General features: G+C 67.5%; 20 protein-coding genes. 11 read left to right on the top strand and 9 right to left on the bottom strand.

Annotated features, from left to right (window positions below; translation table 11 throughout):
- Positions 1-261 precede the first annotated feature (261 nt).
- The gene (locus ACWMMN_RS19435) at positions 262-1530 is read left to right on the top strand and encodes a lipoprotein-releasing ABC transporter permease subunit (protein ID WP_081051989.1); all 1269 of its coding nucleotides are present in this window, start codon (positions 262-264) and stop codon (positions 1528-1530) included.
- 26 nt (positions 1531-1556) lie between these two features.
- Here ACWMMN_RS19435 and ACWMMN_RS19430 read toward each other — a convergent pair whose 3' ends face one another.
- Positions 1557-2369, bottom strand: coding sequence for a hypothetical protein (locus ACWMMN_RS19430; RefSeq protein WP_174993853.1), 813 nt, complete (start codon positions 2367-2369; stop codon positions 1557-1559).
- Positions 2370-2921: 552 nt separating this feature from the next.
- On the opposite strand from ACWMMN_RS19430, the gene ACWMMN_RS19425 reads away from it, so the two are divergent.
- Entirely contained in the window at positions 2922-4886 is a 1965-nt protein-coding gene (locus ACWMMN_RS19425) for a Xaa-Pro dipeptidyl-peptidase (RefSeq protein WP_059239134.1), read from the top strand.
- Positions 4887-5017: 131 nt separating this feature from the next.
- Positions 5018-5386, top strand: coding sequence for an NUDIX domain-containing protein (locus ACWMMN_RS19420; protein ID WP_059239132.1), 369 nt, complete (start codon positions 5018-5020; stop codon positions 5384-5386).
- Between the two features lie 25 nt (positions 5387-5411).
- Here ACWMMN_RS19420 and ACWMMN_RS19415 read toward each other — a convergent pair whose 3' ends face one another.
- A complete protein-coding gene (locus ACWMMN_RS19415) occupies positions 5412-6341 on the bottom strand; it encodes a 2-hydroxyacid dehydrogenase (RefSeq protein ID WP_256087190.1) in 930 nt (309 codons plus the stop codon).
- Between the two features lie 166 nt (positions 6342-6507).
- On the opposite strand from ACWMMN_RS19415, the gene osmF reads away from it, so the two are divergent.
- The 7 genes from osmF to ACWMMN_RS19380 all read left to right on the top strand — a co-directional run bounded on the left by osmF (position 6508) and on the right by ACWMMN_RS19380 (position 12123).
- On the top strand, positions 6508-7431 hold the full coding sequence (gene osmF / locus ACWMMN_RS19410; protein ID WP_174993854.1) for a glycine betaine ABC transporter substrate-binding protein OsmF: 924 nt from the start codon (positions 6508-6510) through the stop codon (positions 7429-7431).
- Positions 7428-8606 carry an ABC transporter permease gene (locus ACWMMN_RS19405; protein ID WP_174993855.1) on the top strand — a complete coding sequence of 393 codons (1179 nt, stop codon included), beginning with the start codon at positions 7428-7430 and terminating at the stop codon, positions 8604-8606. Before osmF ends, ACWMMN_RS19405 begins: the two co-directional genes overlap by 4 nt.
- Positions 8603-9550, top strand: coding sequence for an ABC transporter ATP-binding protein (locus tag ACWMMN_RS19400; protein ID WP_342705351.1), 948 nt, complete (start codon positions 8603-8605; stop codon positions 9548-9550). The genes ACWMMN_RS19405 and ACWMMN_RS19400 overlap by 4 nt, the downstream gene beginning before the upstream one ends.
- Positions 9547-10314 carry an ABC transporter permease gene (locus ACWMMN_RS19395; protein WP_256087189.1) on the top strand — a complete coding sequence of 256 codons (768 nt, stop codon included), beginning with the start codon at positions 9547-9549 and terminating at the stop codon, positions 10312-10314. Before ACWMMN_RS19400 ends, ACWMMN_RS19395 begins: the two co-directional genes overlap by 4 nt.
- A gap of 32 nt (positions 10315-10346) precedes the next feature.
- On the top strand, positions 10347-10742 hold the full coding sequence (gene arr / locus ACWMMN_RS19390) for an NAD(+)--rifampin ADP-ribosyltransferase (protein ID WP_059239122.1): 396 nt from the start codon (positions 10347-10349) through the stop codon (positions 10740-10742).
- Between the two features lie 272 nt (positions 10743-11014).
- Positions 11015-11692, top strand: a complete 678-nt coding sequence (locus ACWMMN_RS19385; protein ID WP_059239120.1) for a lytic transglycosylase domain-containing protein — start codon at positions 11015-11017, stop codon at positions 11690-11692.
- 26 nt (positions 11693-11718) lie between these two features.
- The gene (locus ACWMMN_RS19380) at positions 11719-12123 is read left to right on the top strand and encodes a lysozyme inhibitor LprI family protein (RefSeq protein WP_059239118.1); all 405 of its coding nucleotides are present in this window, start codon (positions 11719-11721) and stop codon (positions 12121-12123) included.
- A 29-nt stretch (positions 12124-12152) separates the two neighbouring features.
- Here ACWMMN_RS19380 and ACWMMN_RS19375 read toward each other — a convergent pair whose 3' ends face one another.
- A complete protein-coding gene (locus ACWMMN_RS19375) occupies positions 12153-13028 on the bottom strand; it encodes a LysR family transcriptional regulator (RefSeq protein ID WP_059239116.1) in 876 nt (291 codons plus the stop codon).
- 170 nt (positions 13029-13198) lie between these two features.
- Between ACWMMN_RS19375 and ACWMMN_RS19370 the strand changes: the two genes are divergently transcribed.
- On the top strand, positions 13199-14311 hold the full coding sequence (locus ACWMMN_RS19370; protein ID WP_486423809.1) for an alkene reductase: 1113 nt from the start codon (positions 13199-13201) through the stop codon (positions 14309-14311).
- A 30-nt stretch (positions 14312-14341) separates the two neighbouring features.
- Here the strand turns inward: ACWMMN_RS19370 and ACWMMN_RS19365 are convergent, their stop codons facing one another.
- The 6 genes from ACWMMN_RS19365 to ACWMMN_RS19340 all read right to left on the bottom strand — a co-directional run bounded on the left by ACWMMN_RS19365 (position 14342) and on the right by ACWMMN_RS19340 (position 20595).
- Positions 14342-15694 carry a HipA domain-containing protein gene (locus tag ACWMMN_RS19365; protein WP_486423808.1) on the bottom strand — a complete coding sequence of 451 codons (1353 nt, stop codon included), beginning with the start codon at positions 15692-15694 and terminating at the stop codon, positions 14342-14344.
- Positions 15694-16020, bottom strand: coding sequence for a helix-turn-helix domain-containing protein (locus ACWMMN_RS19360; protein WP_059239109.1), 327 nt, complete (start codon positions 16018-16020; stop codon positions 15694-15696). Before ACWMMN_RS19360 ends, ACWMMN_RS19365 begins: the two co-directional genes overlap by 1 nt.
- A 208-nt stretch (positions 16021-16228) precedes the next feature.
- Positions 16229-16669, bottom strand: a complete 441-nt coding sequence (locus ACWMMN_RS19355; protein ID WP_059239107.1) for a dihydroneopterin aldolase — start codon at positions 16667-16669, stop codon at positions 16229-16231.
- Positions 16666-17298, bottom strand: a complete 633-nt coding sequence (locus tag ACWMMN_RS19350; protein ID WP_486423807.1) for a sarcosine oxidase subunit gamma — start codon at positions 17296-17298, stop codon at positions 16666-16668. The genes ACWMMN_RS19355 and ACWMMN_RS19350 overlap by 4 nt, the downstream gene beginning before the upstream one ends.
- A complete protein-coding gene (locus ACWMMN_RS19345; protein ID WP_059239104.1) occupies positions 17288-20299 on the bottom strand; it encodes a sarcosine oxidase subunit alpha family protein in 3012 nt (1003 codons plus the stop codon). The genes ACWMMN_RS19350 and ACWMMN_RS19345 overlap by 11 nt, the downstream gene beginning before the upstream one ends.
- Entirely contained in the window at positions 20296-20595 is a 300-nt protein-coding gene (locus ACWMMN_RS19340; RefSeq protein WP_059239102.1) for a sarcosine oxidase subunit delta, read from the bottom strand. The genes ACWMMN_RS19345 and ACWMMN_RS19340 overlap by 4 nt, the downstream gene beginning before the upstream one ends.
- Positions 20596-20608 lie beyond the last annotated feature (13 nt).

The raw sequence follows: 20608 nt of genomic DNA, 5'->3' as shown, positions 1-20608 counted from the left end.
GCTGCCCGACGCGGCAACCTTCCCCGAATTGTTATGGGTCTGTGACGGCGCGGCCCGGTTGCGCCGTATTGCTTGGTATGTTCGACCGGATGCTGGCCGCCATTATCGATCAGACCCGAAACGATGGAAATATCGGCGTGCCGGCGCGCAACGCCGCCAGATGACCGGCCGGTCGGACGGGCCTGGGTCCGGCGCGCGCGACCTCTGCACGCGGCCGCGCCGCGTTCGCTAGAATGCGCGGCTCGGCAGGATCGAATCGAAATGAAAGGAAACCGCTTGAAACTCCCGTTCGAATGGCAGATCGGGCTGCGCTACGCGCGCGGCGGCCGGCGCTCGGCCGGCGACGGCTTCGTGTCGTTCATTGCCGGCGCCGCGATGGCCGGCATCGCGCTCGGCGTCGCCGCGCTGATCGTCGTGCTGTCGGTCATGAACGGTTTTCGGACCGAAGTGCGCGACCGGATGCTGTCGGTGCTCGCGCATGTGGAAATCTTCTCGCCGTCCGGCTCGATGCCCGACTGGCGGCTGACCGCGCACGAGTCGCTGCAGAACCCGGCCGTGCGCGCGGTCGCGCCCTATGTCGACGCGCAGGCGCTGCTGACGAACGCGGGCAGCGTGACGGGCGTTGCGCTGCGCGGCATCGACCCCGTGCTCGAGCCGCGCGTGTCCGAGATCGCGCGCAAGCTGAAGACCGGCCGCCTCGACGCGCTCGTGCCGGGCGAGATGGGCATCGTGCTCGGCTCGGCGCTCGCCGACGCACTGCACGTGAAGATCGGCGACCGCATCACGTTCTTCGCGCCCGGCAACACCGCGCGCATCGGCGAAGCGCTGCCGCAGTTCCGCCAGTTCAACGTGGTCGGCACGTTCGAATCGGGCCATTACCAGTACGACAGCGCGCTCGCGTACATCCACATCCGCGACGCGCAGAAGCTGTCCAACGTGCGTGCGCCGACCGGCATCCGGCTGCGTCTCGACGACCTGCAGCGCGCGCCGGAGATCGCGCTGGCGCTGTCGCGCACGCTGTCGGGCGACCTCTATATCCGCGACTGGACGCGGCAGAACCGCACGTGGTTCGAGGCCGAGCGGCTGCAGAAACGGATGCTGTCGCTGATCCTGATGCTGATCGTCGCGGTCGCCGCGTTCAACCTCGTGTCGTCGCTCGTGATGACCGTCACGCAGAAGCAGGGCGACATCGCGATCCTGCGCACGCTCGGCGCGCCGCCCCGGTCGATCATGAAGATCTTCGCGATCCAGGGGATGACGATCGGCCTCGCCGGCACGCTGGCGGGCGTCGCGCTCGGCTGCGCGATCGCGGTCAGCATCCCGTGGGTGCTGCCGGCGATCGAGCAGTTGCTCGGCATCCGCTTCCTGACGCCGTCCGTGTACTTCCTCAGTTCGCTGCCGTCGAAGCTCTCGGCGGTCGACGTGCTCGAGATCGCGTCGGCCGCGTTCCTGATGTCGTGCGTCGCGACGCTGTATCCGAGCTGGCGCGCCGCCAGGGTACGGCCAGCCGAAGCGCTGCGCGACGAATAGGCGCAACCGGCGCAACCGGCGCGGCGTTACGCGATCTCGTGGAAGCCGACGCTGTTGCTGCCATCCGGCGTGTAGCCGGCGAGCACGTCGAAGCCGACACCGAACAGCTCCATGCGCATGCCATAGGACTTCTCGCCGGACCGGTCGACGAAGATCGCCGCGCCCGACGACAACTGGCGCGCGGTGTTCAGCAGCGCGAGCGTGCCGCGCGCGCTGCCGGCCGATGCGTCGATCGTCAGCGCCGTGCCGTCCTGCGCGGTGAAGTGCCCGCCGGGCGGCACCGGCGGCGGGTTGTCCGCGACCGACCGGTTGAGCAGGCTCATGAACTGGAAGCGCGCGTCGGCGCCCTGGCTGGCCGCCGCGCGATCGCCGTCCGTGAACGTATCGCCGCGCACGGCCGCGCCTTGCGCGGCGATATCGACGGCCTGCTGGTGAAAATCGCGCGTTGCGAGCACCAGACTGGCGTTCGCGTTCAGCGTCGACTCGACCCAGGTGCGATCGCTGTCCGTCATCGTCTTCGACACGACCTTGATCCGGCCGTTGTCGGTCATGAAGTCGAATTGCGCATCGGCCAGATCCGGGCGCTTCGCAACGATGTCCTGCATGCTCGTCGCGAGTGCGTCGGTCACGCCGCGCAGCTTCATCGTCAGGTCGCCCACCATCGACAACTGTCTCGTTAGCGCCGCCTGCATCGCTTCCGGATCCAGCGCCCGGATGCCGATCGGCGGGTCCTGCGGTTTGCCGGACGCTGTCGCGTCCATCTCCTGGCGTCCGTCGAGCGCCGCCTGCGCCCGCTGCGCGAGCGACAGGCCGCCCGCCGCCGTGACCGAAATCGTCATGCCCTCTCTCTCCTTTCAGAATGTTTTTTCCTGTTTACGGACGGATTCCGGGGAAGTTGAGACGGCATGCCGCTCGTATGCCAAAACTTTGTTTGACCCACACTAAAAAAGTTTGACACGGACATTTCACTGAGATAACTTTTGCGCAAGCTTCCGGAAAGCAATCCGGCCAGCCGTGCCGACTCGCGTCGCGCTTTCCTGCCGTTGCAGCACCGCCGTTCGCAACATTCCCGCCTCATCGCATCGTGCCGTTCCGTTTCATCCGAAACCTGAAGGAAGCTCGGGCATGCCCGCATTTGATTCGCACTCCTGCATTTACTTCGTGCCGACGCCGCCCTGACGAATTCCGCCCGGGGCAAAGCGATCGCCCCGGCCCCGGCCGCGTTGCGCATCGCGTGACGCGTGCCGGCACCGGGCGAGACCCCGTGCGTCTCGCCCGCCGGTTTTGATGGTGCAGTTCCGTTTCATCCGACGCAGTACCCGGTCAGGCCGCAGGGGGCGTATCGCGAGCCGCGCCGGTTCCAGACAATCACAAGAGACGAGGTCGATTCAATGAACATTCATCGAACCGGATTCCGGCGCGCGTGGCTTCCCGCGCTCGTGGCGGCCACGACGCTCGCCGCGTGCGGCGGCGACGACGGCGGCAGCGTGGCGGGGGTATCCGCACTCGCGCAGGGTCAACAGGAGGGAACCGCCGCCGCCGCGGCCGATGCGCAGTCGCTCGCGTCGCACGTGTCGCCGTCCGGCGTCCCGTACGCAAATCCGGCCAGCAACGGACGCTACAAGCCGGTGATCAGCAACGGCCAGGTGCAGCCGTCGCTGTCGGGCGGCACGATCGAGGAGAACGCGTGGGTCGACACGCCGGTCGATTCCGACGGCGACGGCACGCGCGACCGCATCCACGTGCGCATCGTGCGGCCGTCCGAAACCGCGAACGGCGCGCGTACGCCGGTCATCGTGCTTGCGAGCCCGTACTACGCAGGGCTCGCCGACAGCCCCGACCACAACGTCGACGTCGAGCTCGACGGCACGCCGCATCCGGCCGCGGCCGCCGGCGCACCGGCCTCGGCGTCCACGCGCATCCTGGCCGCCGCGCCGCAGTCGCGCATGCTGCAGCAGGTCGAAGCGGCCGCCGCCGGCCGCTCGTGGATCGAAAGCTACTTCGTGCCGCGCGGCTTCACGATCGTCTACGCGGATTCGCTCGGCACCGCCGGCTCGGACGGCTGCCCGACGATCCTGACGCGCGACGAATCGGTCGCGATGGCATCGGTGATCCGCTGGCTCGGCCGCGACGCGACCGCGAAGGACGCCAACGGCAAGACGGTCGTCGCGAACTGGTCGACGGGCCACGTCGGCATGTACGGCGTATCGTACGACGGCACGCTGCCGAAGATGGTCGCGAGCCTGCGCACGCGCGGGCTCGACGCGATCGTGCCGATCGCCGGGCTGACGAACATGTACGGCTACTACCGCTCGGGCGGCCTCGTGCGCGCGCCGGAAGGCTATCAGGGCGAAGATGTCGACGTGTACATCAAGGCGCTGCTGACGAACGCGCATCCGGAGCGCTGCACGCACCTGATCGACGAAGCATTGCAGCAGGAAGACCGCAAGACCGGCGACTATTCGCCGTTCTGGGCCGCGCGCGACATCCCGACGGGATTCGCGGTGGCACCGGCACTCGTCGCGCAGGGGCTGACCGACGACAACGTGCGCGTCGACCAGTCGACGTCGTGGTATCTCGCGATGCGTCGCCAGGGCGTGCCGACGCAGCTGTGGCTGCACCGTCTGAAGCACACCGACCCGACGCGCGTGCCGGCGATGGGCGAAGCGTGGACCGCGGAGGTCAACCGGTGGTTCACGCGCTACCTGATCGGCTACAACAACGGCGTCGAACGCGATCCGCGCGCGGTGATCGAGCAGGCCGACGGCACGCTGCTGAAGGAAGCGGACTGGGCCGCACGCCGCGCGACGCCGGTCACGTACTTCGCGGGCGGCGACGGCGCCGGCACCGGCACGCTGCTGCGACTGCCGACCGGTGGCCCGCTCACGCGCTTCACCGACGATGCGCGCATTCCCGCGCTCACGCTGGCGAACGCACCGACGGGCGAAAACCGCAGCCGCTTCGAAACCGCGCCGCTGACGGCCGCCACGCGCCTCTCCGGCTCCGCGACCGCACGCGTCAGGCTGACCTTCACCGGGGTGGCCAACGTGACCGCGCTGCTGGTCGATCGCGCACCGGACGGCACGGCCACGATCGTCACGCGTGCCTGGACCGACCCGCGCAACCGCTTGTCCGATTGGGTGTCGCAACCCGTGCTGCCCGGCATGCCGTACGACCTGAAGCTGACGTTCATGCCGCGCGACTACAAGCTGGAAGCCGGCCACCGGCTGGGGCTCGTTGTCCTCTCCAGCGACTACGAAGCGACGCTGCGGCCGACGCCGGGCACGGGCCTGACGCTCGATCCGGCCGGCACGTCGGTGACGGTGCCGCTGGCTTCGTCGACGACGGGCGCGTAGCCGCACGCCGGCTGCCGGCGTAACGGCACTGCCTCCCCCGTCCGTGCGCTCATCGGCGCGGGCGGGGGATCGCTGCAAGAACGGGACACCTGCGTTAGGCTGCGGAAGTCGAACCTCTCCGGTGAACCCGCATGATCCCCCTCAGCGCCAAAGCCATCGTCCGCGACGGACGCTCGGTCCTGTTCCTGCGCAATCCGCGCGACGAATGGGAGTTGCCGGGCGGCTGGCCCGAAGCAGGCGAATCGCTCGAAGAAGCCGTCATCCGCGAAGTGCAAGAAGAATGCGGGATCGTCGCCTCGGCGATCCGCTACGTGGCCAGCCGTTCGTGCGAGGTCGTGCCGGGCAAGCGCGTGCTCATCGTGTGCTTCCAGTGCCAGGTCGATCGTCATGCAATCGTCCTGAGCGACGAGCACAACCAGTTCGCCTGGATCGACCTCGATGCCGACAAGCCGGCGAACCTGCCGGATTTCTACTGGACATTCTGCAGGCAGGCGGACTGATTCGCGCCCGCGCGCTTTCCGGCGATCACACCGGCGTCAGCACCGGCTGCCCCGCGAAATGCCGCGCCGCGTTGTCGAGAAACTGCTGCACCGAACGATCGAGCGCCTCGGGCGACCAGCCGCCCATGTGCGGCGTCAGCACGACGCTGTCGAGATCCGTCAGCGCGCGCGGCGGTTCCGGTTCCCCTTCGTACACATCGAGCCCCGCGCCCGCGATGCGCCGTTCGCGCAGCGCGTCCGCCAAAGCAGCGGTATCGACAACGCTGCCACGCGATACGTTGACGAGAAAGCCGCCGGGGCCGAGCGCGTCGAGCACCGCGCGATCGATCAGGTGCCGCGTGCCGGCGCCGCCCGGCGTGGCGACGATCAGGAAATCGGCCCACTGCGCGAGCGCGTCGACGCGGTCGAAGTAGCGGTAAGGAACAGCCTTCGGCGAACGGTTGTGGTAACCGATCTCGATGTCGAAGCCGGCCGCGCGACGCGCGCACTTCTCGCCGATCTTGCCGAGCCCGACGATGCCCAGCTTCTTGCCCGACACGTTCGGCGGCATCTGCAGCCCGTCTCGCCATACGCCCGCGCGGGTTTTCGCATCGAGCTGCACGACGTTGCGCACCGCCGCGAGCAGCAGCGCGAACGCGTGATCGGCGACGCAATCGTCGTTGGTGCCCGCACCCGTGACCACCGTGACGCCGCGCGCCTTCGCATGCGCGACGTCGATGTGCTCGTAGCCCGCGCCGAGCGCGCTGACGAACGTGAGTTGCGGCAGCCGGTCGATCTCGGCGGCAGTCAGCCCCGTGCTGCCGTTGGTCAGCACCGCGCGAATCGCGCCGCCGTGTTCGGCGATCGCGCGTTCGCGTTCGTCGGGTGTCGGAGCATGGCGCACGTCGAACGACGCGGCGATCTCGCGATGCGCGTCGCCGCGCAATGCGATGAGGACGAGCAACTCGGGCTTCATGTCAGCAAGTGTCCACAGACGGGAATGAATTTCAGTGTAACAAGCCTGCATGACCGCTGCGGGTTATCCCCACACCGGCTGTGGACGCGCCGCCGCACGCGGTTTGCCAAAGCCGGCTCAGTCAAGTAACTTTCGGCGTACGCCCCCGTCCTGGAGATTGGCCCCGATGAAGCTCGCCCTGCCCGCCCGGATTCTGGGCCTCGCGTTCGCCGCCGCCATCGTCGCGCCCGGCGCGCACGCCGACACGCCCGTCGTGGTGTCGTCGAAGATCGACACCGAAGGCAACCTGCTCGGCAACCTCATCGCGCAGGTGCTGAAGGCCCACGGCATTCCGGTCACCGAAAAGATCGCGCTCGGCGCGACGCCGATCGTGCGCAAGGCGCTCACGAGCGGCGAGATCGACATCTACCCCGAATACACGGGCAACGCCGCCTTCTTCTTCAACAAGGCCGACGACCCGGTGTGGAAGAACGCCGGACAAGGCTACGACACCGCGAAGAAACTCGACTACGCGGCGAACCATCTCGTGTGGCTTGCACCGGCACCCGCGAACAACACGTGGGGCGTCGCGCTGCTCGCACCCGTCGCGCAATCGCAGCACCTGAAGACCTTCTCCGATTTCGGCAAATGGGTGGCCGGCGGCGGCAAGGTGAAGCTCGCGGCATCGGCCGAATTCGTGAACAGCGCGTCGGCGCTGCCGTCGTTCGAGAAGGCGTACGGCTTCAAGCTGAAGCCCGAGCAGCTCGTCGTGCTGTCCGGCGGCGACACGGCCGCGACGATCAAGGCCGCCGCGAACCAGACCGACGGCGTGAACGCCGCGATGGTCTACGGCACCGACGGCGGGATCGCGTCGAGCGGCCTCGCGGTGCTCGACGACGACAAGCACGTGCAGCCCGTCTACGCACCCGCGCCGGTGATCCGCGAAGCCGTGCTGAAAGCGCACCCCCAGATCGCCGACTACCTGAAGCCGGTGTTCGCGAGCCTCGACCTGAAGACGCTGCAATCGCTGAACGCCCGCATCCAGATCAACGGCGAGCCGGCCGCCGGCGTCGCGAAAAGCTACCTGAAAGCGAAGGGCTTCGTGAAATGACGGATCGCGCGGCGGCGTCCGCGCGGCGCGTGACACTCGACAAGGTCGGCATCCTGATCGGGGTACTCACGATCGTCGCGGTGTTCGGCCTGCCGTTCGCGGTGCTGCGGCCGAACCGGATCGCGGCCGGCACCGGGCTGTCGGTGTTCGCCGCGCTGCCTGCGATGCAGGGTGCCGCGCTCGCCGCACTGTGGACCGCCGGCGCGCTGTGGGCGATGACGGCGAGCCGTCCGGCATGGCGGCTCGCGGCCGGCAGTGCCGGGCTCGCCACGCTCGCGTACGCGGCCGGTGCGGCCGCGACGCACGTCGTCGCGGCCGACGACATGCTGGCCCGCGTCTCGCCCGATGCGGGCGTCTGGCTGCTGCTGTTCGCATGGGCCGTGCTCATCGCCGACGCGCTCGCCCGCCTCGCGTTCGGCCCGTGGCGGCGCCTCGTCGCACTCGTCGTCGCCATTGCAGCGATTTCGGTGCCGCTCGCAAGCGGCTGGTGGGACGGCCTCTCCGTGATGCGCGAATACGCGGTGCGCAGCGACGATTTCTGGCGCGAGGCGCTTCGTCACGTGTCGCTCGCGGGCGGCTCGGTCGCCGCCGCGCTCGTCGCAGGCCTGCCGCTCGGCATCGCATGCGCGCGGATCGCGGCCGTGCGGACCGTCGCGATGCCCGTGCTCAATGTCGTGCAGACCATCCCCAGCATCGCGATGTACGGGCTGATGATGGCGCCGCTCGGCCTGCTCGCCGCGCACGTGCCGCTCGCGGCCGCGCTCGGCATCCGCGGGATCGGCGTCGCGCCGGCCTTGCTTGCGCTGTTCCTGTACTCGCTGCTGCCGATCGCATCGAGCGTCGTGGTCGGGCTCGAACAAGTGCCGCCGCACGTGACCGAGGCGGCGCGCGCGATGGGCATGACGCGCGTGCAGCGGCTGCTGCGCGTCGATCTCGTGCTCGCGCTGCCGGTGATCCTGAGCGGCGTGCGCATCGTGCTCGTGCAGAACATCGGCCTGACCGCGGTGGCCGCGCTGATCGGCGGCGGCGGATTCGGCACCTTCATCTTCCAGGGGATCGGGCAATCGGCCGCCGATCTCGTGCTGCTCGGCGCGATCCCGACGATCGCGCTCGCACTGGCGGCCGCCGTCGTGTTCGAAGCCGCGACGTCGCTCGCGAAGGGGCGTGCAGGATGATCGAGATCGAACGGGTCGGCAAACGCTTCGGCGATGTGACTGCCGTCGACGACGTGTCGCTGACGATGCAGCGCGGCACGATCACCGCGCTCGTCGGCGCATCGGGCAGCGGCAAGTCGACGCTCTTGCGCATGATCAACCGGCTGATCGCGCCCACCAGCGGCACGATCCGCATCGACGGCGTCGATACCGCGACCGTCGCACCCGAGCAGTTGCGGCGCGGCATCGGCTACGCGATCCAGGGGCATGGCCTGTTCCCGCACTGGAGCGTCGCGCGCAACATCGCGACCGTACCTCGCCTGCTCGGCTGGTCGTCCGATCGCATCGATGCACGCGTGAACGAACTGCTCGAGCTGTTCCATCTCGCGCCGGCCGAGTTCGCAGGCAAGTTGCCGCACGAACTGTCGGGCGGCCAGCAGCAGCGCGTCGGCGTGGCGCGCGCGCTCGCGGCCGAGCCCGCGATGCTGCTGATGGACGAGCCGTTCGGCGCGCTCGATCCGATCATCCGCAACAAGGCGCAGGACGACCTGTTCGCGTTGCAGCGCCGCCTCGGCATCACGGTCGTGATCGTCACGCACGACATCGAGGAAGCGCTGAAGCTCGGCGACACGATCGCGGTAATGGACGGCGGCCGGCTGCTGCAGGTCGCGACGCCGGCCGAGATTCTCGGCAAGCCGGCGGCCGGCGTCGTCGAGCAGCTCGTCGCGGGCGTGGACCGGCCGCTGCGCCTGCTCGCGCTGACGCCGATCGAGACGGTGGCCGAACCCGGTCATGCCGACGGCGAACCGATCGCCGCGACGCGCACGCTGCGCGACGCGGTATCCGAGTTGCTGTGGCGCGGTGTCGATGCGTTGCCCGTCGACGATGGCGGCCGCAGCAACGCACGCCGCGCGCGCCGCATCACGCTCGACGCGATCCGCGCGCACGCGAGGAAGCCCGCATGACGGCGCACGGCAGCGTGCGGCCCACGCGTTCGGCGCTTCCCGCGTACGTCGCGCGCGCGGCGGCGCTCGCGCTGCTGCTCGTGTTGCTGTTGCGCCCCGCATGGCTGCAGGGTTGGTTCGCGCCGTTCGCGGACAATGGCGCACCCGTTATCTACGATCGCGCGAGCCTGCTCGATCTCACGCTCGCGCATCTCGGCACGGTCGCGCTGTCGAGCCTGATCGGCACGATCGTCGCGGTCGCGGCCGGCATCGCGGTCACACGGCCGTCCGGCGCGGATTTCCTGCCGCTCGCGCGCAGCGTCGTCGACATCGGCCAGACCTTCCCGCCCGTCGCCGTACTCGCGCTCGCGGTGCCGGCCGTCGGCTTCGGATTGAAGCCCGTGCTGATCGCGCTCGTACTGTATGGGCTCCTGCCGGTTTTCGAGAGCACGATCGCGGGGCTCGAGGACGTGCCGCGCGACGTCGTCGATGCCGCACGCGGCATGGGGATGAGCAGCTGGCAGCAACTGGTGTCGGTCGAGCTGCCGCTCGCGTTTCCGGTGATCGTCAACGGGATCCGGCTCGCGGTCGTGATCAATCTCGGCACCGCGACGATCGGCTCGACGGTCGCCGCGCGCGGGCTCGGCGACGTGATCATCGCGGGCCTGCAAACATCGAACACCGCGTTCGTGCTGCAAGGCGGCGTGATCGTCGGACTGCTCGCGGTGCTCGTCAGCGATGCGATCGGCGCGATTGCACGGGTGGCGAGCGCGCAGCGCGCCTAGAAGCCGCTGCGAAATTTTGCGAAGGAGAAGCCATGGCTGTCATCGACACCGGCCCGTTTTTTCACGGCACGAGAGCGGATTTGCGAATCGGCGACTTGCTGACAGCCGGCTTCAGATCGAATTATCGGGACAACGTCGTGATGAATCACGTTTACTTCACGGCCCTGCCCAAGGGCGCCGGCCTTGCCGCGGAAATGGCCAGAGGCGACGGCAAGCCGCGGGTCTACATCGTCGAGCCCGCCGGAGCATTCGAAAACGACCCGAACGTCACGGATAAAAAATTCCCGGGCAATCCAACGCGATCGTATCGAAGCACACTGCCCTTGAAAATCATCGGCGAACTCGATAGCTGGGAACCCTACGATCCGGAGTTCATCCAGCAGCTCAGGATCCGCATCGAGACCGGCACGGGCGAGATCATCAACTAGCGCTCCGTTCGGCCAATTCTCGAACAACGCCTGGACTGCAGGCGGAATGGGGCAAGCGAGCCAACGACATGCCCGCGATACGGCGGAGGCGTCCCGGGAAAGGACGAAAACGCCCGTTTCGTCCGGACTCCGATGCGTGTCCGTGCAACGATCGGCTTGTCGATCACCGCGAACGCCACAAACCTACACATCGCTTTCATTCGAGCCGGCGCTCGACCACCCGCCGCGATTGGCCGATATACTATGCGCCTCCCATTTCCCCGCACTCGACCATGCGACGACGGTTTCTCTGGCTGATCGTGCTTTCGCTCGGCATCGCGCAACAGGCATCGGCGCAGCAAGCGCCTGCACTGCCTGCGTCCGCGCCCGAAGCGGCCGCATCGGTGCCGCCCGTTGCCTCCGCGCCGCTCGCGAACGCCAACGATCAGCCGAACGAAGCAAACCGCCGCATCACGTCCTACCTGACGAAGAAATTCGGCGTCGCGAAGGAACGCGCCGCGAAGCTCGCCGATATCGTGAGCGTCACTGCGACGAAATATTCGCTGCCGCCGGCACTCGTTTACGCCATTATTTCGATCGAATCGCGCTTCCAGGAAAAGGCGCGTGGCCAGCATGGCGCCACGGGGCTGATGCAGGTCGTGCCAGCCGCGCATCGCGGCATGCTGCGCAACGTGAAGGATCTGACCGAGCCGAATGCGAACGTCGAAGCCGGTTCCGCGATCCTGTCGGGCTACGTGAGGGCGGCCGGCGGCAACGTGCAGGCCGGCTTGAAGAGCTACGGCGGTTCCAACGCGTATGCGGCAAAGGTGATGCAGCGGGTCGATTCGTTCCGGTTCGTGCTCGAACCCGACGACGACGCGAAAGCCGCCAAAGCGCCGAGCGACACGAAGGCCCGCCTGATACCGGTCAGCGATACGTCGCCCCCTGCGTCGGCGCGCAACAGTCAGTAAGCGCCCCCTTCTCGACGGTGCCGCGCATGCGCCACGCGATCCGACTCGCCGCCCGCTTCCTTGCCATCGCCGCGCTGACAACCGGCCACGCTTTCGCCGCCGCCGATTGCGAACAGCAAGGCCCGACGATGGACAACGTGCGGGCCTGCATCCTCGACCACAACCATCAGGCAGTCGACAGCGCGTACCAGTCGCTCGCGCGCAAGCTCGAAGCGCGCAGCCCCGACGCAGCCAGCGCGCTCGCGAAGTCGCAGGCCAGCTGGACCCGCTTCGCCAGCGACACCTGCGACTACGTAAAAGCCGCCAATCCCGGGCCGATGATCCCGAACGACGCGTGGATGAACTGCTGGGTCGATTTCAGCCAGGCGCGCGTGCGCATCCTGAACAAATGGGCCGCGCAAGCGGACGCGCCGCCATCGGCGCAAAAGTGACCTGAGAACGGGCGCGGCGCGTGCCCCCGTCACGCCGGTGCGAAATGCGCGCGCAGAAACTCGATGAAAACCTGCGTTTTCGCGGGCAGCAAACGCGTTTCGGTCATCGCGAAGACGGGCACGAGCGCCCCCTCCCATTCAGGGAGCACGCGCCGCAACCGGCCGGCGGCGACGTCGTCGGCCACCACTTCCTCCGGCAGCTGGATGATCCCCGCGTCATGCACGGCCAGTTGCCGGTTCATGCCCACGCTGTTCACGACGAACCGCCCGCCCACCGGCACCTCGACTGCCTGCTCGCCGCGACGCAGCGTCCAGGTGGCGACGCGCTGCACGCTCAAGCACTGGTGCCGCGCCAGGTCGCCCGGTTCGAGCGGCTCGCCCGCACGTTCGAGATAGCGCGGCGACGCATACAGGTAGTTGCGGAACGTCGCGAGCCGCCGCGCGACGAGTTGCGAATCCGCCGATTCGCCGATCCGGATCGCGACGTCGAACGGCTCGCTCACGAGGTCGACGCGCCGTGACGTCAGCTCGAAATCGAAGGTGAGCTTCGGGTAGCGGTTCGCGAATTCGACGATCAACGGCGTCAGGTAGATCACCGCGAAATCGACCGGAAACGACGCACGCAACACGCCGGCGGGTTCGGCCAGCAGCCCGCCGAGCTGCTCGTGCGCGAGCCGCGCCTCGTCGACGATGCGCTTGCAGCGCTCGAAATACAGCTGCCCGGCTTCCGTCAGCTCGATTCGGCGCGTCGTGCGGTGCAGCAGCCGCAGGCCGATCGCCTTTTCCAGCGCGCCAATGCGCCGCGACAGCGTCGAATTCGGCATCCCCAGCGCCTGCGCGGCGCTGCGAAAGCCGCGCGCCTTCACGACTTCCACGAACAGCGCCATGTCGTTCAGCAGTTCCATGCCCAGTGCTCCATCGATGGATCAATGTTCTCCACGAGACCTACTTTATCTCGAAAAAGGAGCAATGGATGATGCAGGTATGGCGTCACGGCCGGCACAACGTGCGCGACCCTCGCCCGATGCGGCACCACCCCGGTGCCGTCGCCCGAACTTCGATGAGGAAATACGCGATGAAACCGCTTTTCGTTCCCGCTCAAGCCGGCCAGGCAGCGCCGCGACTGTTCGCCCCGGTCCGCGTCGGCCGCTACGACCTGCAGAACCGCCTGGTCATGGCGCCGATGACGCGCAGCCGCGCCGCATCCGACGGCACGCCCGGCGCATTGGCCGCCGAGTACTACGCGCAGCGCGCGGACCTCGGCCTGATCGTCAGCGAAGGCACCCAGCCGTCGGACGACGGCCAGGGCTACCTGACGACGCCCGGCATCTACACCGATGCGCACGTCGCCGGCTGGAAGGCGGTCAGCGAGCGCGTACACGCGCGCGGCAGCCGCCTGTTCATCCAGTTGATGCACGTGGGACGCATGTCGCACCCCGACAATACGCCGCACCATCGCCAGGGCGTCGCGCCTTCCGCGATCGCGCCGAGCGTGCCGATGTTCACGATGAAAGGGATGCAGGAGATTCCGGTGCCGCGCGCGCTGACGACGGACGAAGTGCGCGGCACCGTGAACGACTTCCGCGTTGCCGCGCGCCGCGCGATCGAGGCCGGCGCCGACGGCGTCGAGATCCACGGTGCGAACGGGTATCTGGTCCAGCAGTTCTTCGCACCGAACGCCAACACCCGCACCGACGCGTACGGCGGCCCGATCGAGAACCGCACGCGCTTCGCGATCGAGGTGGCCGGGGCGATCGCCGACGAGATCGGCGCGGACCGCACCGCGATCCGCCTGTCGCCGGGCACGACGCTGTGGGGCATCGACGAAGGTCCGGAAAGCGCTGACCTGTATCGCCACCTTGCGACGGCACTCGACCGGCTCGGCCTCGCGTACCTGCACGTGATGCACCAGGGCGACGAACCGCTGCTCGCGGACCTGCGCACACGCTGGAACGGCACGCTGATCGTGAACCGGCCGGGCCGCACGCGCGATGCGATCGGCACGGATGTCGCGACGGGCCTCGCCGATCTCGAAGCGTACGGCCAGATGGTGCTCGCGAATCCGGATTTCGTGACGCGGCTGAAAACGGGCGCACCGATGAACGACGCGCAGCGCGACACGTTCTTCGGCGGCGATGCGCGCGGGTATGTCGACTATCCGGCGTTGAACGGGACGGCTGCGGCTTGACGCGCCCGCACGGCGCAATGCCGCGGCGCCTCACAGAAGATCGACGTTGACCTTGGCAATCACGGGTGCGATACGCAGCGTCTTTTCGGCCTGATCGCATATGCAGTCCGAAATATTTCGCACCCACTCGCGCTCCTCGTCCGTGTACACGTCCGACTCGGCCAACTCGGGAGCCAGCTTCCTGGCCAGCGTCGCCATCTTCGTCAATTCGCGTGCGACGAACGCCGGCCGGATGTGCACGCGATGCGCAAAATCCGCCAACGCGAAAGCGGTCAGTTCCTCGGGACGGAATACGTCACCGTAAGCCATCGCCATGTCCTGGACATATGCGTCGCCGTACACATTGACGCAAACGAGATCGTAAAGCGGCGCGGGAGCGAGACCGCCGCTACCGACAAAAAACGAAATGTTCTTGCCGTGTGCGTCGCTGTTGCCGATCAGCAATTGCAGCAGCGCCCAGCGCAACATCGCCGAGCGCGCGGCGGCCGGAGTCTCGAGACACGGTGCCAACGAAAACAGCTTCTCGAAGCTCACGCCCTCTCGAATATTGCGGACGTCCGCATTGTTCCCGAGGTTGCGTTCGTACTTGAGCGTTGCCGGCAAATCCAGTGCCTGGCATCCATCGATGATGTGGAGGCGCCGCACTGCACGGACACGCTGCGGATCCCCCGGTTCGATCGTCACGATCCGGTCGAATCGCTCGACAAGCAGAATGGGTTCGGGAATGCGCCGCATCTCGACATGCGCCACCGGCAGCCCCATTCGGGCAGCCAGCGTCATGCAGAAATGTTCGTTGGCAACCATGAACGGGGCGTGCGGATTGCGGGACTCGGGCTTCAGGATATGCGTGCTGCTGAGCGCCCCTTCGACGAGCGCGAATTGCTCGCCCTCGACCAGTACCTGCAGTTTGTCCTGATGACCAGCAATCGACAGGCGAACCCGGTCGTCCCAGACGGGAAATGGAATTGCGTCTCGCTTGCGAATCCGGTCGGTCAACTCCTCCGCGGATATCACACGCCGCACCGGTTCGACGGCCGCCGGCGCCTGCACATCGGCACCATCGTCGGGAACGAAGCTCAACGCACCGACTGGCTCTTTCCCAAGCATGCGGATCAAGCCAAAGACGTTGTCCTTCGATATCTGATACATCGCCGCGGCCACTTCGAGCGCGCGGCCCTCGGGCAGCAAATTGCCGATGAAGCGCTGGACCGCGCCCGCGGGAAGCGGGCCGCCGTCGAGCGGAATGCACGGAGACAGTGAAAACGCGTCGGCGCGCGCCTGCCACGACGGATCGTACGCAAAACCGTAGTCGTCCTGACGGGCGTCGTAGGTCAACCGGCCGACCGGCGAGCCGTTGGTCGAAATGCTCAGGCGATGGACCATCAGGCCGACTCCTGCGACCCTGGCGCAACAGCCTGCGATGCCATGTGTTCGTGCAACGCCTTGCGGGCGACGGGGACGTCGCGTTTCGGCACGACAAGCAGATTGAGACCCAGGCCGTCGAGCACCTTGAACAATTTATCGAGGCTCACCGCCCGGCCGTTTTCCAGCCGGGACAACACGTCCTTTGAGACACCGAGCATATCGGCCGCGTCGTCGATCCGCATCTGGTTCTGCGCTCGCCGGTTGCGCACGAGCGCCCCCAGCGCGGCCAGATCCAGTGCCAGCGGATCGGGGTTAGCAATCGGGCGAGGTAAGGTACGAGCCATAATTCCGGAATTCCAGGAACAAAGTGGCGCCAGCCAGGTTTGGCACCATTGTTACGAAAACACCAGAACTATACTCGCAAAAGCTTCAGGCCGCCGATTGTTCTTGTATTTCAGGAACAAAGCAACCCAAACTCCCAGTCCTCTAATTATTCTCATATTTCAGGAATTACTGTTCTCGACGAACCGGGACGACCGCGCTGCCCTGACCTCAAAGCTGCCCCGCCGCCCCCGTCCACCGCAGGTAATCGCCGCGTGTCCAGTCGAGCGATACGCCGACGCGCTTCGTCCCGGGCCGGATCTTCGGCTTGTACACCGACAGCGTCAGCGACTCCAGCGCCGGCCACTCACGGAACGACAGCACCGCGATATCGGCGACGAGCGTTTCGAGCAGCCGCGTATGCGGCTTGTGCGACAGGAACGACGCGACGCGCGCGCAATAGCCGTCGTAGTCGATCCACTCGCCCTGCTCGCTCGGCTCGCAGCGATACCCGAGCCGCGCATCGATCACGATCGGCTGCGGCGATTCATGCTCGTGCGCATGAATGCCGATCCGCGCGGGTACTTTCAGTTCGTCGACGAACACGCTCCAGCCGCGCCCGCGCAGGCGCGGCGCGTCGATCGCCACGAACGGTTCGTCGAACGGCTTCATGATGCGAGCGGCGCCGCGGCGTCGAGCATGATGCGCACGAAATAGTCGGCGAAGCTGCGACGCAGGACGATCTCGAACGTGTCGTCGCCGGTCGGGATCAGCGTGATCGGCGACTTGAAGTAGTGCGACTGCGCGCACTGGCCCGGCTTGAACACGCGCGGATGCAGATCGAGCGGGCAGCCGCGCGCGATCACGTCGCGCACGCGTTCGCCGCTGATCTCGACGACCGTATAGCCGCTGCCGACATCGACGGCCGCCGCATACGCACCCTGCACGGCCTCCGCCAGCTTCGCCTCGAGCACGCCCGCCTGAACGGGCCCGTTCGACCGCACGAGCCATTCGTCGGGGCCGAGCCACAGCACGTCGTAATCGGCGCCACGTGCGACCGTGTTCGGCTGCGCGGGCGGCCGGCAGCCGACCACGCGCTCGAACGCGCTGACGAACGCCGGATCGCTCAACTCGCCGCGCACGTTGACGAGATCGAGGAACGGCCGCTCGCGCAGCATGAACTTCTGCGATGCGCGCGCCTGGTGCGGCTTCAGCACGTCGGCCGCACCGACGAACGGCGATTCAAGCGTCACGCCGCCCGCGCCCGCCACCTGCGTCTGGTTTCTCGTTTCATTCCACATGCTGGCGCACCCCTTCGGTATCGTAGAAAACCGGGCTCGAGATCTTCGCGGTGATGCGCTTGCCGTTGGCCAGCGGAATCACGACGCTCTCGCCCATCTTGTTCAGGCCGCCCTTCACCACCGCGAGCGCGATCGAGCGCTTCAGGATCGGGCTGTAGTAGCTCGACGTCACGTGGCCGATCATCGGCGTCGGATCGACCGCCGACACCTGCGTGTCCTTCGCGATGATCTGCGCGCCTTCCGGCAGCACGAACTGTTCGTCTTCGGTCAGGAGGCCGACGAACTGCTTGCGGCCCTCCTTCGCGGTATCGGAGCGCGTCAGCGAGCGCTTGCCGAGGAAGTCCTTCGACTTCGCGACGACCCCGCCCATCCCGAGGTCGTACGGCGTGATCGAGCCGTCGGTATCCTGGCCGACGATGATGTAGCCCTTCTCCGCGCGCAGCACGTGCATCGTCTCGGTGCCGTACGGCGTGATGTCGAACTCGGCACCTGCCGCCATCAGCGCTTCCCACACCGCGCGGCCCGCGTTCGCCGGCACGTTCACTTCATAGGCCAGCTCGCCCGAGAAGCTGATCCGCATCACGCGCGCCTTCGCGCCCGCGACGGTGCCGTTCCGGTAGCTCATGAACGGGAACGCCTCGTTGCCGAAGTCGATGTCCTGGCACACCTTCTGCACGACCTTCCGGCTCTTCGGGCCGACCACCGCGAACGTCGCCCAGTGATCGGTGACGGACGCGAGCCGCACCTTCATGTCGGGCCATTCGGTCTGCAGCCAGCGCTCGAGCCACGTGAGCACGCGCGCGGCGCCGCCGGTGGTGGTGGTCATCATGAAATGCTGGTCGGCGAGGCGCACGGTCACGCCGTCGTCGAACACCATCCCGTTCTCGTCGAGCATCAGCCCGTAGCGGCACTTGCCGATTTCGAGCTTGTTCCACGGGTTCGTGTACATCCAGTTCAGCAGCTTCACCGCGTCGGGGCCCTGGATGTCGATCTTGCCGAGCGTCGACGCGTCGAGGATGCCGACGCTGTTGCGCACCGCGAGGCATTCGCGCTTCACGGCCGCATGCAGGTCTTCGCCGTTCTTCGGGAAATACCACGGCCGCTTCCAGTTGCCGACGTCCTCGAACGCCGCGCCGTGCTCGACGTGCCATTCGTGCACGGCCGTCTTGCGGATCGGGTCGAGGAAATCGCCCGTCTCGCGGCCGGCGAAGGTCCCGAACGACACGGGGGTGTAGTTCGGGCGGAACGTCGTCGTGCCCGTTTCCGGAATCGTCTTGCCGAGCGCGCCCGCGAGAATCGCCATCCCGTTGATGTTGCCGAGCTTGCCCTGGTCGGTGCCGAAGCCCATCGCCGTGTAGCGCTTCACGTGCTCGACCGACTCGAAGCCTTCGCGCGCGGCGAGCAGGATGTCGGCAGCCGCCACGTCGTTCTGGAAATCGACGAACTGCTTCGGCCCGCGTGCGGCTGCCTCGCGGCTGCCGACGAGCCACAGCGGCTGCAGTGCGCCTTCGACCGCTTCGGCGACTTGCGGTGCGGCCGGACGCTGCGCGGCCGCGAAGCCCGCGGCCTTCGCTGCTTCCGCGCCTGCATCGACGGCGAGCCGCAGCGCGCGCGCCAGGCCGAATTCGCCGGCCGCCGCACCGATGCTCGCTTCCGCCTGCACGGGCTTGCCCGGCAGGAAGCACGCCTTTTCGTCGTTCCAGCAAGCCTTGCCGCCCGACTGCGCGAACAGGTGCAGCACCGGGCTGAACCCGCCCGACATCGCGACGAGGTCGCACGGCAGCGTCTGCAGCTTGCCGCCCACCTGGCCGTTCGAGAGGGACGCGACGTCGACCGACGATACGCGCCACTTGCCCGATGCGGCCGTGACGACCGCGCCGCTCATCACCGTCACGCCCTGCCGCTTGGCAGCAGCCGGCAGCGCGCCGTTCGACGAGGCGCGCGAATCGACGACCGTCACCTTCGCGCCGCATGCCTTCAGGTCGAGCGCGGTCTGGTACGCACGATCGTTGTTCGTGAACACGACCGCGTTGCGGCCCGGCAGCACGCCGAAGCGATGCACGTAGGTCGATACCGCGCCGGCGAGCATCACGCCCGGCAGGTCGTTGTTGCCGAACACGATCGGACGCTCGTGCGCACCGGTCGCAAGGATCACGCGCTTCGCGCGGATCTTCCACAGCAGTTCGCGCGTGCCCTTGCGCATCGACACCGGCAGGTGATCGGTCAGGCGCTGCGTGACCGTCACGAGGTTGTGGTCCTGGTAGCCGAACGCGGTGCTGCGCGACAGGATCGTCACGTCGGGCAGCTTGCGCAGTTCGGCCTCGATCTTTTCGACCCACTGCAGCGCGGGCTTCGCGTCGATCTCCGCGCGGCACGACAGCAGGCTGCCGCCGAGTTCGCGCTGGTCGTCGACGAGGATCACGCGCGCGCCGGCCGTCGCGGCCGCATGCGCGGCGGCGAGGCCCGACGGGCCACCGCCGACCACGAGCACGTCGCAATGCGCGTAGCACTTGTCGTAGCGATCGGCGTCGAGCACTTCAGGCGCCTTGCCGAGGCCGGCCGCTTCGCGGATCTTCTCTTCGTACTTCGGCCACATGTTGCGCGGCCACATGAACGTCTTGTAGTAGAACCCGGCCGGCATGAAGCGCGAGAACTTCTGGTTGATCGCGTACTTGTCGTTCTCGAGCGTCGGCTCGGCGTTCACGCTCGTCGCGACGAGCCCCTGGTACAGCTCGATCTCGGTCGCGCGCGCGTTCGGCACGGTATACGGGCCGGACTCGAGCTGCACGACGGCATTCGGTTCGGCCACATCCGCCGTCACGATCCCGCGCGGGCGGTGGTACTTGAAGCTGCGCGCGACGAAGTGCACGCCGTTCGCGAGCAGTGCGGACGCGAGCGTGTCGCCCTGGAAGCCCTGGTACGTGCGGCCGTTGAACGTGAACGTCAACGGAATCGCGCGATTGATCCGGCCACCGGTGCCGAGACGGTCTTTCTGGCTCATTTGCTCGTACCCTCTTCGTGTGCGTTGCCGGCAGCGGCGCCACCGAATTTTTCGTAGCCCTTGATATCGTAGGTCACCGTGTCGCGCGTGACCTTGAACCAGCGGCGGCAGCCCTGCGTGTGCAGCCATTGCTCCTTGTGCAGCCCGCGCTTGTTCTCGCGCATGAACACGTACTCGCCCCATTCGCGGTCGGTCATGTTCTCGTTCGCGACCGGGCGCACGATGTCGGCTTCACCGCCGCACGAGAACTCGGATTCGGCGCGCGGCCCGCACCACGGACATTCGATCAGCAACATGTGTTTCTCCTCG

This window comes from Burkholderia cepacia complex sp. TUM26381 (genome assembly GCF_057439935.1).
The sequence above is the reverse complement of the archived record's forward strand: the minus strand, read 5'-3'. Positions and strand labels throughout refer to the sequence as shown.

Bases quoted from the DNA above. Each gene is read 5' to 3' on its own strand.
- ACWMMN_RS19435 (WP_081051989.1), top strand. From the start codon at position 262: ATGAAAGGAAACCGCTTGAAACTCCCGTTCGAATGGCAGATCGGGCTG.
- ACWMMN_RS19430 (WP_174993853.1), bottom strand. From the start codon at position 2,369: ATGACGATTTCGGTCACGGCGGCGGGCGGCCTGTCGCTCGCGCAGCGG.
- ACWMMN_RS19425 (WP_059239134.1), top strand. From the start codon at position 2,922: ATGAACATTCATCGAACCGGATTCCGGCGCGCGTGGCTTCCCGCGCTC.
- ACWMMN_RS19420 (WP_059239132.1), top strand. From the start codon at position 5,018: ATGATCCCCCTCAGCGCCAAAGCCATCGTCCGCGACGGACGCTCGGTC.
- ACWMMN_RS19415 (WP_256087190.1), bottom strand. From the start codon at position 6,341: ATGAAGCCCGAGTTGCTCGTCCTCATCGCATTGCGCGGCGACGCGCAT.
- osmF (WP_174993854.1), top strand. From the start codon at position 6,508: ATGAAGCTCGCCCTGCCCGCCCGGATTCTGGGCCTCGCGTTCGCCGCC.
- ACWMMN_RS19405 (WP_174993855.1), top strand. From the start codon at position 7,428: ATGACGGATCGCGCGGCGGCGTCCGCGCGGCGCGTGACACTCGACAAG.
- ACWMMN_RS19400 (WP_342705351.1), top strand. From the start codon at position 8,603: ATGATCGAGATCGAACGGGTCGGCAAACGCTTCGGCGATGTGACTGCC.
- ACWMMN_RS19395 (WP_256087189.1), top strand. From the start codon at position 9,547: ATGACGGCGCACGGCAGCGTGCGGCCCACGCGTTCGGCGCTTCCCGCG.
- arr (WP_059239122.1), top strand. From the start codon at position 10,347: ATGGCTGTCATCGACACCGGCCCGTTTTTTCACGGCACGAGAGCGGAT.
- ACWMMN_RS19385 (WP_059239120.1), top strand. From the start codon at position 11,015: ATGCGACGACGGTTTCTCTGGCTGATCGTGCTTTCGCTCGGCATCGCG.
- ACWMMN_RS19380 (WP_059239118.1), top strand. From the start codon at position 11,719: ATGCGCCACGCGATCCGACTCGCCGCCCGCTTCCTTGCCATCGCCGCG.
- ACWMMN_RS19375 (WP_059239116.1), bottom strand. From the start codon at position 13,028: ATGGAACTGCTGAACGACATGGCGCTGTTCGTGGAAGTCGTGAAGGCG.
- ACWMMN_RS19370 (WP_486423809.1), top strand. From the start codon at position 13,199: ATGAAACCGCTTTTCGTTCCCGCTCAAGCCGGCCAGGCAGCGCCGCGA.
- ACWMMN_RS19365 (WP_486423808.1), bottom strand. From the start codon at position 15,694: ATGGTCCATCGCCTGAGCATTTCGACCAACGGCTCGCCGGTCGGCCGG.
- ACWMMN_RS19360 (WP_059239109.1), bottom strand. From the start codon at position 16,020: ATGGCTCGTACCTTACCTCGCCCGATTGCTAACCCCGATCCGCTGGCA.
- ACWMMN_RS19355 (WP_059239107.1), bottom strand. From the start codon at position 16,669: ATGAAGCCGTTCGACGAACCGTTCGTGGCGATCGACGCGCCGCGCCTG.
- ACWMMN_RS19350 (WP_486423807.1), bottom strand. From the start codon at position 17,298: ATGTGGAATGAAACGAGAAACCAGACGCAGGTGGCGGGCGCGGGCGGC.
- ACWMMN_RS19345 (WP_059239104.1), bottom strand. From the start codon at position 20,299: ATGAGCCAGAAAGACCGTCTCGGCACCGGTGGCCGGATCAATCGCGCG.
- ACWMMN_RS19340 (WP_059239102.1), bottom strand. From the start codon at position 20,595: ATGTTGCTGATCGAATGTCCGTGGTGCGGGCCGCGCGCCGAATCCGAG.